Origin of the sequence: Micromonospora sp. DT227, from assembly GCF_049841835.1 — a bacterium.
Classification (GTDB): Bacteria; Actinomycetota; Actinomycetes; order Mycobacteriales; family Micromonosporaceae; genus Micromonospora.
Map to the genome: position 1 here is coordinate 1 of NZ_JBNCLA010000110.1, position 209 is coordinate 209.

Sequence of the window (209 nt, forward strand, 5' to 3'; positions counted from 1 at the left end):
CACCGCCGGCTGTGGCCAGAACCGCTGATGCTGGAACGGATAGGTCGGCAGCTCCAGAGCCCGCCGACCGGCGCTCGCGCCGAGCAGCGTCGGCCAGTCCACCGCTCCGCCGTGCACGTGAACACCGGCGACCGCGGTCAGCAGTGTCTGCGGCTCATCCCGGTCGACTCGCAGCGCGGGTAGCCACACGTCTGTGTCGGGGGTGTCGG

General features: G+C 71.8%; 1 protein-coding gene. It reads right to left on the reverse strand.

Annotation, left to right across the window (positions count from 1 at the left end):
- Nucleotides 1-209 (reverse strand): hypothetical protein (locus ACLQ2W_RS34115; RefSeq protein WP_425792052.1); only part of this gene is annotated, 209 nt, incomplete at both ends.